At 72.5% G+C, this 12,956-nt stretch carries 14 protein-coding genes; 9 read left to right on the plus strand and 5 right to left on the minus strand.

All coding sequences use genetic code 11. The features are described 5' to 3' along the window. Positions 1-99: 99 nt before the first annotated feature. A complete protein-coding gene (locus ACWGIF_RS23165; RefSeq protein WP_453500279.1) occupies positions 100-399 on the minus strand; it encodes a DUF2530 domain-containing protein in 300 nt (99 codons plus the stop codon). Between the two features lie 128 nt (positions 400-527). Between ACWGIF_RS23165 and ACWGIF_RS23170 the strand changes: the two genes are divergently transcribed. After that, entirely contained in the window at positions 528-1,988 is a 1,461-nt protein-coding gene (locus ACWGIF_RS23170) for an NCS2 family permease (protein ID WP_453500281.1), read from the plus strand. Positions 1,989-2,064: 76 nt separating this feature from the next. Here ACWGIF_RS23170 and ACWGIF_RS23175 read toward each other — a convergent pair whose 3' ends face one another. Then, positions 2,065-2,247, minus strand: coding sequence for a ribbon-helix-helix protein, CopG family (locus tag ACWGIF_RS23175; protein ID WP_453500283.1), 183 nt, complete (start codon positions 2,245-2,247; stop codon positions 2,065-2,067). A gap of 129 nt (positions 2,248-2,376) precedes the next feature. Between ACWGIF_RS23175 and ACWGIF_RS23180 the strand changes: the two genes are divergently transcribed. The 3 genes from ACWGIF_RS23180 (at position 2,377) to thpR (ending at position 4,928) form a co-directional block, all read left to right on the plus strand. Further along, on the plus strand, positions 2,377-2,814 hold the full coding sequence (locus tag ACWGIF_RS23180) for a MarR family winged helix-turn-helix transcriptional regulator (protein WP_453500285.1): 438 nt from the start codon (positions 2,377-2,379) through the stop codon (positions 2,812-2,814). A gap of 25 nt (positions 2,815-2,839) precedes the next feature. Then, the gene (locus tag ACWGIF_RS23185) at positions 2,840-4,231 is read left to right on the plus strand and encodes an MFS transporter (protein ID WP_453500287.1); all 1,392 of its coding nucleotides are present in this window, start codon (positions 2,840-2,842) and stop codon (positions 4,229-4,231) included. A 142-nt stretch (positions 4,232-4,373) separates the two neighbouring features. Beyond that, the gene (thpR, locus tag ACWGIF_RS23190) at positions 4,374-4,928 is read left to right on the plus strand and encodes an RNA 2',3'-cyclic phosphodiesterase (RefSeq protein WP_453500289.1); all 555 of its coding nucleotides are present in this window, start codon (positions 4,374-4,376) and stop codon (positions 4,926-4,928) included. Between the two features lie 137 nt (positions 4,929-5,065). Here the strand turns inward: thpR and ACWGIF_RS23195 are convergent, their stop codons facing one another. Next, a complete protein-coding gene (locus tag ACWGIF_RS23195; protein ID WP_453500291.1) occupies positions 5,066-6,055 on the minus strand; it encodes an aldo/keto reductase in 990 nt (329 codons plus the stop codon). A 59-nt stretch (positions 6,056-6,114) separates the two neighbouring features. After that, on the minus strand, positions 6,115-6,807 hold the full coding sequence (locus ACWGIF_RS23200) for a GDSL-type esterase/lipase family protein (protein ID WP_453500293.1): 693 nt from the start codon (positions 6,805-6,807) through the stop codon (positions 6,115-6,117). 76 nt (positions 6,808-6,883) lie between these two features. On the opposite strand from ACWGIF_RS23200, the gene ACWGIF_RS23205 reads away from it, so the two are divergent. After that, a complete protein-coding gene (locus tag ACWGIF_RS23205) occupies positions 6,884-7,894 on the plus strand; it encodes a WD40 repeat domain-containing protein (RefSeq protein ID WP_453500295.1) in 1,011 nt (336 codons plus the stop codon). A 122-nt stretch (positions 7,895-8,016) separates the two neighbouring features. Here the strand turns inward: ACWGIF_RS23205 and ACWGIF_RS23210 are convergent, their stop codons facing one another. Further along, complete coding sequence (locus ACWGIF_RS23210; RefSeq protein WP_453500297.1) at positions 8,017-8,940, minus strand: DUF3027 domain-containing protein; 924 nt, start codon at positions 8,938-8,940, stop codon at positions 8,017-8,019. Positions 8,941-9,268: 328 nt separating this feature from the next. Between ACWGIF_RS23210 and ACWGIF_RS23215 the strand changes: the two genes are divergently transcribed. The 4 genes from ACWGIF_RS23215 to ACWGIF_RS23230 all read left to right on the plus strand — a co-directional run bounded on the left by ACWGIF_RS23215 (position 9,269) and on the right by ACWGIF_RS23230 (position 12,911). Continuing rightward, complete coding sequence (locus ACWGIF_RS23215) at positions 9,269-10,642, plus strand: MFS transporter (RefSeq protein ID WP_453500299.1); 1,374 nt, start codon at positions 9,269-9,271, stop codon at positions 10,640-10,642. A 193-nt stretch (positions 10,643-10,835) separates the two neighbouring features. Continuing rightward, on the plus strand, positions 10,836-11,327 hold the full coding sequence (locus ACWGIF_RS23220) for a DUF2771 domain-containing protein (RefSeq protein ID WP_453500301.1): 492 nt from the start codon (positions 10,836-10,838) through the stop codon (positions 11,325-11,327). 14 nt (positions 11,328-11,341) lie between these two features. Further along, complete coding sequence (locus ACWGIF_RS23225; RefSeq protein WP_453500303.1) at positions 11,342-12,073, plus strand: futalosine hydrolase; 732 nt, start codon at positions 11,342-11,344, stop codon at positions 12,071-12,073. Continuing rightward, positions 12,054-12,911 (plus strand): 1,4-dihydroxy-6-naphthoate synthase, encoded by an 858-nt coding sequence (locus ACWGIF_RS23230; RefSeq protein WP_453500305.1) that lies wholly within the window; start codon positions 12,054-12,056, stop codon positions 12,909-12,911. Before ACWGIF_RS23225 ends, ACWGIF_RS23230 begins: the two co-directional genes overlap by 20 nt. The last annotated feature ends 45 nt before the right edge of the window (positions 12,912-12,956 follow it).

The raw sequence follows: 12,956 nt of genomic DNA on the forward strand, positions 1-12,956 counted from the left end.
CCCCACCTCGAAGCCGAGGCGCATGTCACGGCCGCCCCACCTCGAAGCCGAGGCGCATGTCACGGCCGGCCCCACCGGCGGCGCCCGGCGCATCGCCCCCTACGACTGCGGGGGCGGGCCCGCCTGCCGGTCCTGCTCGGCCCGCGCAGCGGCCTCCGCCGCGTGACGCGCAAGGGCGGCGTCGCGGCCGCGGACGTACCAGATGCCGATCAGGCCGAGGAAGCCGCCGGCCGCGCAGGTCCAGACCCACCACAACTGGCCGCGGTCGGCGAACCATCCGTAGAAGGGGAGCTGGACCAGGAAGAGGGCGAACCACAGGATGGTGCCACCCGTCACAGTCGCGACGACCGGGCCCTCCAGGGGCTCGGGTGCCTCGTGCTTCGCCATCCATTTCGCCATGCGGCAAGTCTAGGCGGGCGAAAGCGGGGTCTACGCGCGGAGATGGACGCCCTTTCGTTCATGTGTTCATACTGAAACGGTGTGGGCGCGGCCCATTTTCTTCGTATGAACCACCCAATGAGGACCGTATGAGCACCCCGGCCCCCGCCCCCGCAGCCACCGCCCCGGAGCCTTCCCCCCAGGAACCCTCCGGCGGACTGGACCGCTATTTCAAGATCTCCGAGCGGGGTTCCACCCTCGCCCGCGAGGTCCGCGGCGGCTTCGCGACCTTCTTCGCAATGGCGTACATCATCGTGCTCAACCCGATCATCCTGGGCAGCGCGAAGGACATGTACGGGCACCAGCTCGACGGCGAACAGCTCGTCACGGCCACCGTGCTGACGGCCGCCTTCTCCACCCTCCTCATGGGTGTCATCGGCAACGTCCCGATCGCGCTCGCCGCCGGCCTCGGCGTGAACACCGTCGTCGCCCTGCAGCTCGCCCCCCGCATGAGCTGGGCCGACGCCATGGGCATGGTGGTCCTGGCCGGCTTCGTGGTGATGCTGCTGGTCGCCACCGGCCTGCGCGAGCGGGTCATGAACGCCGTCCCGCTGGGCCTGCGCAAGGGCATCGCCATCGGCATCGGCCTGTTCATCATGCTGATCGGCCTGGTCGACTCCGGCTTCGTCTCCCGCATCCCGGACGCCGCGCACACCACGGTCCCGCTCCAGCTCGGAGGCAACGGCCACCTGGAGGGCTGGCCCGTCCTGATCTTCGCGATCGGCGTGCTGCTCACCCTCGCCCTGCTGATCCGCAAGACGCCGGGCGCGATCCTGATCTCCATCGTGGCCATGACCGTCGTCGCGGTCGCCGTCCAGATGGTCGCCGGCCTGCCCGACTCGGGCTGGGGCCTCACCGTCCCCGAATGGCCCGGCAACCCGGTGGCCGCCCCCGACTTCGGGCTCGTCGGCGAGGTCAGCCTCTTCGGCGGCTTCGAGAAGGTCGGGATGCTGACCGGCGTCCTCTTCGTCTTCACCGTGCTGCTGTCCTGCTTCTTCGACGCCATGGGCACGATCCTCGGCGTCGGCGACGAGGCGAAGCTGATCGACAAGAAGACCGGCGAGTTCCCCGGCATCAACAAGGTCCTGCTCGTCGACGGCCTGGCCGTCGCCTCGGGCGGCGCCACCTCCTCCTCGGCCACCACCTGCTTCGTGGAGTCCACGGCCGGGGTCGGCGAGGGCGCCCGTACGGGTCTGGCGAACGTCGTGACGGGCGGCCTCTTCGCCGTGGCGCTGTTCCTCACCCCGCTCGCCACCATGGTCCCGTCGCAGGCGGCCACCCCGGCGCTCGTGGCGGTCGGCTTCCTGATCCTGGCGGGCTCGGTCAAGGACATCGACTGGAGCGACTTCACCATCGCCGTCCCGGCCTTCCTGGCCATGGTGATGATGCCCTTCACCTACTCGATCACCAACGGCATCGGCATCGGCTTCGTGAGTTTCTGCGCGCTGCGCCTGGCGACCGGCCGGGGCCGTGGGGTCCCCGTGGCCATGTACGTCGTGTCGGCGGTGTTCGTCTTCTACTACGCGATGCCCGCCCTCGGCCTGGGGTGAGCCCCGCCCGGGCCTGCCTGAGCCCCCTGCAGGCCTGCCTGCGCCCTGCGCGGGCCGGCCGAGGCCCCGCCCGGGCTCACGTCAGCCCGTAGAACTTCTCCGTCTCGTCGACGGCCGCCTTGAAGCGCTCGTCGAAGTCGTCGCGAATGAGCGTCCGGACCACATAGTCCTGGACGCTCATTCCGCGTTTGGCGGCATGGATCCGGAGCCTGTCGAGGAGCTCCCCGTCTATGCGCATGCTCATCACATGTGTCCCCATGCCGAAAGAGTCGGGGCAGAGGGCGTGTACGCGTGTCACTTTCGGCCGCCGACTCACCCGTACGAGTGACCCGTGTGCGAGGCCGGGAAATGGTGTTCCTTAGGCAGAGTAATGAGTTACTCTAAATACATGCATGACCTTTCCCAAGGTGACGATGCCGCCGCCGTGAACGACCTCCGCTCCGCCGTCATGCGGCTGGGGCGGCGCCTGAAGCACCAGCGCGTCGACGAGTCGCTGAGCCCGACCGAGATGTCGGTCCTCGGCACCCTCGCCCGGTGCGGCCAGGCCACACCCGGCGAACTGGCCCGGCGGGAGCACGTCCAGCCGCCGTCGATGACGCGCATCGTCGCGTTGCTGGAAGCCAAGGGACTGGTCACGCTGGAACCGCACCCCGACGACCGCCGCCAGAAGGTGGTCCGCCAGACGGAGGAAGCCGAGGCGATGCTCGAAGAGAGCCGCCGCAAGCGCAACGCCTTCCTGGCCGGGCTCGCGGGCGAGCTGACCGAGGACGAATGGGCCAAGCTGCGCGAGGCCGCACCCGTCCTGGAGAAGCTCGCGCACTTGTAGGAACGACGCCAGGAGGCGAACGCTTTTGAGTACGGGAAACGGAGCAGACTCCGCACCCGGCCACATATCCACCCCCACTACCGCCGCGCGCACCGCGACCGCGGCACCCGCGGGCAGGAACCCGGGGGCACCTCCCGGCGACAGCCGGGGGACGTTCAGCTCGCTGAAGATCCGCAACTACCGGCTCTTCGCCACCGGCCAGGCCGTCTCGAACACGGGCACCTGGATGCAGCGCATCGCCCAGGACTGGCTGGTCCTCTCACTGACCGGCTCCGCCTCCGCCGTCGGCATCACCATCGCCCTGCAGTTCCTGCCGATGCTGATGTTCGGCCTCTACGGAGGCGTCCTCGCGGACCGGCTGCCGAAGCGGCCCCTGCTGCTCGCCACCCAGAGCGCGATGGGCCTGACCGGTATCGCGCTCGCCGTCCTCACCCTCGCGGGACACGTCCAGGTCTGGCACGTCTACCTCGCCGCGTTCCTGCTCGGCCTGGTCACCGTCGTGGACAACCCGGCCCGGCAGACCTTCGTCCCCGAGATGGTCGGCAAGGACCAGCTGGCCAACGCCGTCAGCCTGAACTCGGCCAACTTCCAGTCCGCGCGGCTGGTCGGCCCGGCGATCGCCGGTGTGCTGATCACCGCCGTCGGATCCGGCTGGGCCTTCCTGCTGAACGGGCTGTCCTTCGCCGCCCCCATCGCCGGACTGCTGCTGATGCGGACGCACGAACTGCACCCCGTGGAGCCCCGGCCCCGCGCGAAGGGCCAGCTGCGCGAGGGGCTGCGCTACGTCGCCGGCCGGCCCGAGCTGATCTGGCCGATCGCGCTCGTCGGCTTCATCGGCACGTTCGGATTCAACTTCCCGATCTGGCTGTCGGCGTTCGTGAGCGACGTCTTCCACGGGGACGCCGGCACCTACGGGCTCTTCAACACCCTGATCGCGGTCGGCTCCCTGGCGGGCGCCCTGCTCGCGGCCCGGCGCGGACACTCCCGCCTGCGGCTGCTGGTGACCGCGGCCGTGCTGTTCTCGGTCCTGCTGCTCGTGACGGCCTTCGCGCCCGGCTTCTGGCTGTTCGCCGCGCTGCTCGTACCCCTCGGGATCTTCGGCCTGACGGTCAACGTCGTGGCCAACTCCAGCGTGCAGATGGCGACCGACCCCGAGATGCGGGGGCGGGTCATGGCCCTGTTCATGATGGTCTTCACCGGCGGCACCCCCGTGGGAGCTCCGCTGCTGGGCTGGATCACGGACACCTACGGTGCGCGGATCGGCATGGCGGCGGGCGGTGTGATCTCCCTGGCCGCCTCCGTGACGATCGCGGTGGTCCTGGCGCGGGTCGGCAACCTCCGGCTGCGAGTCAGCCGGCGCGGGGTGACGTTCGTCCCCGCGGCCTCGCACCGCCGCGAACTGGTACCGGTCGCCTGACCCTGCGGCCCGTCCTGCCGGGGCTCCCCGCATCCCGCTCCTCGAACGCCGGAGGCTGAAAACCAGCCTCGCCGGCGTTTGAGGCGCGGAGGTTCGGGGGCGGAGCCCCCGCAGCGGCGGCGCACGCGGCTACGCTCGCCGCATGAGACTGTTCGCAGCCGTCCTGCCGCCGGACGCGGCCGTCGCCGAGCTCGCCGCCGCCGTGGACGGAGTCCGCGACGACCGGCTGACGTGGACGGGGCGAGCGGGCTGGCACTTCACACTCGCCTTCATGGGCGAGGTACGCGACGAGGTGCTCCCCGAACTCCACACCCGTCTGGAGCGCGCCGCCCACCGCACACCCCCCTTCGCCCTGCGCCTGCACGGCTGCGGGCACTTCGGGGACCGCGCCCTGTGGGTCGGCGCCGCCGGAGAGCTCCCCGCCCTGCGGATGCTCGCCGAGCGGGCCGACGCCGCGGCCCGGCGGGCCGGGGTGCCCATGGACCAGCACCGCCGGTACACCGCGCACCTCACCCTGGCCCGCAGCCGCAGCGCCGCCACCCCGCTGCGGCCGTACCTGGACGCCCTCGCGGACTTCGAGGGCACGCCCTGGCAGGTCGACACGCTCAGCCTCGTCCGCAGCAACCTGCCCGTCAGCGGGGTGCCCGGCGAGCAGCCCCGCTACGAGACCGTCCGGTCCTGGCCGCTCGCCGGCTGACCCCTACCGCGTGCGAGAGCGGCCGCGGGCCGCGTTAGGCTCGACGGGTGGATCCGAAGACCAGAAACCGTGTGATGGCCGGTGTGCTCGTGCTGATGTTCGTCGTCGTGGCCGTGGCGGCTGCCGTCGGCCAGTAGCTACCAGGCGAAGGCCTCCGGCGACGGCCCCGGCCCGGGGAAGATCTCGTCCAGGCCCGCCAGAACCTCCTCCGGGAGCTCGAGCTCCACCGCGCGCAGCGCCGAGTCGAGCTGCTCCTGCGTACGCGGCCCGACGATCGGCCCGGTGACCCCGGGACGCGTCAGCAGCCAGGCCAGCCCGGTCTCGCCGGGCTCCAGGCCGTGCTTGTCCAGCAGGTCCTCGTACGCCTGCACCTGCGCCCGTACCGTGCTGTCGGCCAGCGCGTCCGCCGACCGTCCGGAGGCGCGGCGGCCGCCCGCCGCCTCCTTCTTGATGACGCCGCCCAGCAGGCCGCCGTGGAGCGGGGACCACGGGATGACGCCGAGCCCGTACGCCTCGGCCGCCGGGATGACCTCCATCTCCGCGCGCCGCTCGGCGAGGTTGTAGAGGCACTGCTCGCTGACCAGGCCGAGCCGTCCGGTGCGCGCCGCGGTCTCGTTGGCCTGGGCGATCTTCCAGCCGGGGAAGTTGGAGGAGCCCGCGTAGAGGATCTTGCCCTGCTGGATCAGGACCTCGACGGCCTGCCAGATCTCCTCGAAGGGGGTCCGCCGGTCCACGTGGTGGAACTGATAGAGGTCGATGTAGTCGGTCTGGAGCCGCTTGAGGCTGGCGTCGACGGCCCGCCTGATGTTCAGCGCCGACAGGCGGTCGTGGTTGGGCCAGGTGTCGCCCTCGCGGGACATGGAGCCGTAGACCTTCGTCGCGAGCACCGTCTTCTCACGTCGTCCGCCGCCCTGGGCGAACCAGGTGCCGATGATCGCCTCGGTGCGGCCCTTGTTCTCGCCCCAGCCGTAGACGTTGGCGGTGTCGAGGAAGTTGATGCCCGCGTCGAGTGCGGAGTCCATGATCGAGTGACTCTCGGGCTCCCCTGTCTGGGGGCCGAAGTTCATGGTGCCGAGTACAAGTCGGCTGACCTTGAGGCCGGTGCGTCCGAGCTGTGTGTACTTCATGGGGCACTAGCCAACTGCTTGGAGTGCGCTCAAGGCAAGACCCCTTCGTGAAGGGCGTGTTACGGCCCCTGCACGGCCCGGTAGGGGCCGCCGATCCCCCACGCCTGGTGCAGGACGGCCGCGAACTCCCCCGCCAGCCGGTGCTCGCCGGAGGCGTTGGGGTGGGTGCCGTCGTAGGTGTCCCGGTGGATGTCGTAGGCCTCCGGGCGCGCGGCCAGCAGGATCGGCGAGGCGTCGGTCGTCAGGTCGGCGACCGCCTTCGCGAGCAGTTCGTTGAAGCGGGCCACCTCGGCCGCGAAGGGGGCGTCCTCCTCGGCCCGGCTGTTCGGGATGACGGGCAGCAGGACCATGCGGACGCCGGGGCGGGCGGCGCGGGCCTCGGCGACGAAGCGGCGGGCGTTGGCCGCGGTCTGCTCGGCGTCGGTGTAGAAGCCGAGGTCGATCAGCCCGAGGGAGACGAGCAGGACATCGGCCCCGGTGTCGCCGACGGCGGGGCCGATGAGCGGGGCCATGTGCTGCCAGCCCTCGCCCCAGCCGGCCAGGTGGCGGCGGGCGTGCTCCGGGAAGCCCGGGTCGGCATACGCGTGGCTGGTGGGCGCGTCGGCGTGGGTGTCGTACAGCGTGCAGCGGGGACCGACGATGCGGTAGGGGCCGCCGAAGGTCGAGTTGAGGTGCTGCCACATGCGGTAGCGCCAGGTGAAGTCGCCGGCGCGTCCGATGGTCATGGAGTCGCCGACGAACATGAAACGCATCCGGTCATCATCGCGGATCGCGCGACAGAAACGCCTGTGACGCCGGACACGGGGCACGTACTGGCAGGCTGGGGGGATGCGCCTGCCCTCGCCGTCCGCCGCCGCCTCCGCCGCCGTTGTCGTCGCCGCCGCCTCCGCCCTCGCCCTGCTGCCGAGCGCGGCCGGCGCGGCGGGGGCACCCGTGCCCTCCTCGTTCACGATCTCCGATCCGCGGATCAAGGAGTCCAGCGGGCTGGCGGCCAGCCGGACCCATCCGGGCGTGTACTGGACGCACAACGACAGCGACGACGGCCCGTACGTCTACGCGGTGGACTCGGCGTCGGGCAGGACGGTGGCCCGGGTGACGCTGACGGGCATCGGCAAGCCGCGCGACGTCGAGGCGATCTCGCTGGGGCCGGACGGGCAGCTGTACGTCGGCGACATCGGTGACAACAGGAACGGGACCTGGGACCACGTGTGGATCTACCGGTTCCCGGAACCGAAGGCCCTGGGGGACGTCACGGTCAAAGCCACGCAGTTCACGGTGCGGTACGCGGACGGGGCGCGCAACGCCGAGGCCCTGATGGTCCATCCGGTGACGGGCCGGGTCTACATCGCGAGCAAGGACGAGAACAGGGGCGGCCTGTACGAGGGTCCCGCGGAGCTGTCGACGGGCGGCGCGAACGTGTTCCGGCGGATCGCGGACGTGCCGTGGGTGACGGACGGCGCGTTCTCCCCCGACGGGAACCGGCTGACCCTGCGCGGCTACTTCACGGCCCGCACCTACCCGTGGACGGACGGCCGGCCGACGGGCGAGGGCGAGCGGGTGGACGCGCCGTGGCAGGGCCAGGCGGAGTCGGTGACGTACACGCCGGACGGCTCCACACTGATGTTCGGCGCGGAGGGGGAGGGCAGCCGGGTCATCGCGGTCCCGGTGGCCGCGGCCGCCCCGGCGTCCGGCTCCTCCGCCTCACCGCAGCCGGGCTCCCCCTCGGAAGCGGCGTCCACGCCGGAGCCGACGGGCGGCTTCGGCAAGGGAGCGCTCGTCCTGGCGGGGGGCCTGGTGCTGGTCTTCGCGGCGAAGCGACTGTTCCGGCGTCGCGGGTAACAGCCTCGCCGGCAAAACCCAGCCCCGCCGGCGTTTGAGGCGATCTTTCAGCCCCGCCGGCGTTTGAGGCGCGGGGGGGTACGGGGGGCGGAGCCCCCGAACGGTGCTGCGGGCCCGGCCCGTTACGAGTGGCCGAGGTCCGCGGCCGGGAAGTCCGAGACCGGGACCGAGCCCGTGTCCGCGGCGGTGGTCGGGCGCAGGATGAATTCGTCCGAGGCCATGGAGTCGAGCACCGGCGGAGCGGGCCGCAGCGGCGCCGGCATGACCGCGGCCTCCGAGTGGCCGCCGCAGCCGTACGCCAGCGACACCAGGCGGCCGTCGGCCGGGCTGAACTCGTTCGCGCAGACGCCGAAGGCCTGGCCGAGCGAGCCGCCGATGGCGACCAGGAAGCCGCAGGAGACGCAGGACGCCGGCGCGGCCTGCGCCATCGGGGTCTTCGCGCCGAAGGAGTCGTCCCAGCGGTCGGCCGCGCTGTGCAGCCCGTACCGCGACAGCACGCGCGCCCGGCGCATGCCGAGTTCCTCGGCGACCGACGTGATGGAGCCCCGTACGGGGACCACGGCGCGGTCGGTGACGTCGGCGTCCTCGGCCTCGACCAGTTCGGCCATCTCGGTGGAGACCACCGAGTTCGGCGGCGGGGTGTCCTCGCCCGACCAGCCCGGCTCCAGGCGCAGGTCCTCGGCGTCGGTGGGCAGCAGGTCGCCCGGGCCCATGTCGCCGGGGCGCAGCCGCTCGCTCCACGGCACCCACTCGGGGGCCAGCAGGGCGTCGTCGCCGGGCAGCAGCACCGTTTCGTCGAGCGTGACGTTCTTGGCGCGGGAGGCGCGGGTCACGGTGACGGCCCAGCGCCAGCCCCGGTAGCCCGGTTCCTTGGATTCGAAGAAGTGGGTGACGACCCGGTCGCCCTCCGCCACGGCGGAGACGTGCGCGCCCACCACTCCGGGGAAGGCGGCCTCCTCGGCCGCCGCGCGGGCGAGCTCTACCGCCTCGACGCACAGGCGGTCGGGGATACGCGGGGTACGGCTTCGCGTCGTCGCAGCACTCACTGGTCTCGTTCTCTCCTACGCCGTCTCACGTGTGCGCCGTCCGTACTGTCGTCCACAACGACCCGTCGGTGCTGTCCGTACGTGGCGCGGGCGGAGCGGACCAGAGGGCCGCGTCGACGTCCGCACCCGATCGGACTCCGGGCGCACCTCCACTGCGATCCATTCTGCGGGATCACGAAGAGGCGCGCGGCCAGGAGCAGCCGCCGGTGGCGCGCTACGCACGCTACCTCCTCTTAAGCCTCGGGCACACATGCAAGGTCCGATTCGCGGACATGGCACCGGCTCCGCGACGCGCCGGGAGGCGCCCGGCAGGGCCGGGTGGGGCACTATGTCGAGTGTGGCACCCGTTCGGTCGTCCGACGACGGCTCGGGACCGGCCAGGCGGGCCGGCCGGGCTCTGGGGCGTGCCCTGCACCTGCCCTTCACCGGTACGGCGCGGGGGATCCGGCGCGCCACGCACGCGCACGGGGCCGGCGAGTCGGGTCTCGGCAAGCTGATCGAGCTGCACGCCATCAACGGCGCCGGCGACATGATGATCACGGTGGCGCTGGCCTCGACGGTGTTCTTCTCCGTCCCCACGGACGAGGCGCGCGGCCGGGTGGCCCTGTACCTGGCGATCACGATGGCCCCCTTCACCCTGCTCGCCCCGGTGATCGGTCCGCTCCTGGACCGGCTGCCGCACGGCCGCCGGGCGTCGATGGCGGCCGCGATGCTGGCCCGGGCTCTGCTGGCGGTGATGATGTCGGGCGCGGTGGCGACCGGGGGGATCCAGCTGTATCCCGCGGCGCTGGGCGTACTGGTGGCCTCCAAGTCGTACGGGGTGGTGCGCAGCGCGGTGGTGCCCCGGCTGCTGCCTCCGAAATTCTCACTCGTCAAGGCGAACTCGCGGGTCACGCTGGCCGGCCTGCTGGCCACAGGCGTGGCGGCGCCGCTGGGTGCGGGACTGAACATGATCGGGCCGCAGTGGCCGCTGTACGGGGCGTCGCTCATCTTCGTGTGCGGTGCCTTCGCCGCGTTCACGCTGCCGCACAAGGTGGACGAGGCGAAGGGTGAGCGCCGGGCCAGGCTGTCCACCCACGAGGCGCACTCGAAGCGGCCGGGCCTGCGGACGGTGAGCCGTTCGGTGCTGTGCGGGCTGCTGGCGAACGCGGCGATGCGCGGGCTGTCAGGGTTCCTGATCTTCTTCCTGGCGTTCCTGCTGCGGGAGCATCCCCTGGCGGGGCAGAGCGCGGCCGTGTCGCTGGGGATCGTGGGCGTGTCGGCGGGCGTGGGCAACGCCTGCGGCACGGCGGTCGGCGCGTGGCTGCGGGCACGGGCCCCTGAGGCCATCATCGCGTCGGTGCTGTGCCTGACCCTGGGGGTCGCCGTGCTCGCGGCCGTCTTCTTCAGCGGGCTGTTCGTGGCCGTGCTGGGCGCGACGGCGGGCTTCTGCCAGGCGCTGGCGAAGCTCTCGCTGGACGCGATGATCCAGCGGGACGTCCCGGAGGCGGTGCGGACCTCCGCCTTCGCCCGTTCGGAGACGCTGCTCCAGGTGGCCTGGGTGCTGGGCGGCGCCATCGGCATCGCCCTGCCGCTGAACGGCGTACTGGGCATGTCGGTGGCCGCGGTCATCGTCGCCCTGGGCGCGACCATGGCCGTCCGCGGCGTCCTCTCGGCCCCGAGCCACCACTCGGGCGCCTCCTCCCGCCCGCGGGTGGCGTAGCGGTCGCCTCCCCCACCCGCGCGTGGCGTAGCCGGTCGCCGGATGTCCAGGCCCGCCGGCGTTCGAGGCACGGGGTCCGGGGGCGGCGACGCCGCACCCGTACCGCTACGGGGCGCCACGGCGCGCGCCGCGCCGCAGCCCCGGCGGGACCCCATGCAGCGGCGCAGCCCAGGGGCCCGATAGCCTTCGGCTCATGACCGCACCGCTTTTCTCGGGTAGGGCCCGCCGCAGCGTCGCGGCCCTCGGAGCCGTGTCCGCCGGCCTCCTCCTCCTCTCCGCCTGCGGCGAGAAGCCGACACCGCTGGCGACCGTGACGGTCGGCACCTCGTCGGTGTCCGCCGAAGCCTCCTGCCAGGGCGGCAAGGAGCCGCTCACCATGGACGAGGTGCAGGACTGCCTCACCAACCTCAAGGACGCCAAGTCCATCGAGTACGCCCGTGGCGACACCCTGCGTCTCGGGGTCGAGCCGGACGTCGTCGAGGACGGCAAGCGCTGGTCGGCGGTGCTGGACGGCCAGCCGATCACCGAGCCCTCCTCCAACACCTACCGCAGCTTCCCCGGCGCCGACGTCTTCGCGACCGGCGGCCAGGGCGAGGCCCCGGCCTCGAAGAAGCTGGCCTTCCTCCAGATCGGCGAGGACGGCAAGCCGCTCGCCGTCTGGTCCTTCAACCTCAAGCTCAAGTAACCGGACGGCCACCGGTGCGCGCGCTCGTCGTGGCCGCGGTGGCGGCGGAGGCAGACTCCGTCGTCACCGGCCTCACCCCTCATCCGGACACCCCCGGTCCTGAGCCGCGCACCCTTCCCGGGGGCTACCGCACCACCCGGCGGGACCTCCCGGGCATCGCCCTCGACGTGCTCGTCGGGGGCGTCGGTCCGGCGGCTGCCGCCGCCGGCACCGCCACCGCCCTGGCCCTCGCCGACTACCACCTCGTCGTCTCCGCCGGCATAGGCGGCGGGTTCGCGCCCGCCGCCCCGCTCGGCTCCCTCGTGGTCGCGGATGCGATCGTCGCCGCCGACCTGGGCGCCGAGACGCCCGAGGGCTTCCTCGACGTGACGGCGCTCGGCTTCGGGCACAGCGTGCACCTGCCGCCGCCCGAACTCGCGGCCCGCGCCGCCGAGGCGACCGGAGCGCTGCTCGCGCCCGTGCTGACCGTCTCCACCGTCACCGGCACCGCCGCCCGGGCCGCGGTGCTCGCCGCCCGGCATCCGATGGCCGGGGCCGAGGCCATGGAGGGCTTCGGGGTCGCGGAGGCGGCCGCCGCGCACGGGCTGCCCGTACTGGAGATCCGCGCCGTGTCCAACGCCGTGGGCCCGCGCGACCGTGCCGCGTGGCGGATCGGGGACGCGCTCGCCGCGCTCGCCGACGGCTTCCGCATGCTGGGGCCCGTACTCGCGAACTGGGGAGAACGCCATGAGCACCAGCACCGGTGACCCGCTGAAGATCGCCTACTCGCCCTGCCCGAACGACACGTTCGTCTTCGACGCCTGGGCGCACGGCCGCGTCCCGGGCGCGCCCGCCCTCGACGTCACCTTCGCGGACATCGACCTCACCAACGGCATGGCCGAGCGCGGCGAGCTGGACGTGCTGAAGGTGTCGTACGCCGTCCTGCCGTGGGTGCTGGAGGAGTACGCGCTGCTGCCCTGCGGCGGAGCCCTGGGGCGCGGCTGCGGCCCGCTGGTCCTCACCCGGGAGCCCGGCCTGGAGCTGGCCGGGAAGACGGTCGCGGTCCCGAGTGAACGCTCCACCGCCTACCTGCTGTTCCGGCTGTGGGCGGCGGACGTCCTGCCGGAGGGCGTCGGCGCGGTGGTCGTCCTGCCGTTCCACGAGATCATGCCGGCGGTCCGCGAAGGCCGGGTGGACGCCGGACTGGTCATCCACGAGGCCCGGTTCACCTATCAGGACTACGGGCTGCACTGCCTGGCCGACATGGGCGAGCACTGGGAGTCCACGACCGGCCTGCCGATCCCGCTCGGCGCGATCATCGCCAAGCGGTCGCTGGGTACGGAGCGGCTGCGCGCGCTGGCCGAGTCGGCCCGCGCGTCGGTGCGGATGGCCTGGGACGACCCGGAGGCCTCCCGTCCGTACGTCCGCGCGCACGCGCAGGAGCTGGACCCGGCCGTCGCCGACCAGCACATCGGGCTGTACGTCAACGAATTCACCGCCGGTCTCGGCGACTCCGGCTACGCGGCGGTGCGCGGGCTGCTGACGCGGGCGGCGGCCGAGGGGCTGGTACCGGCCATCGCGCCCGGCGCGCTCGACTTCCCGTAGGCCTCGCGCGTCCGCGTACGACGGCGCCCCGCCGCTCTTGCGAGT

This window comes from Streptomyces sp. NPDC054849, assembly GCF_053610945.1.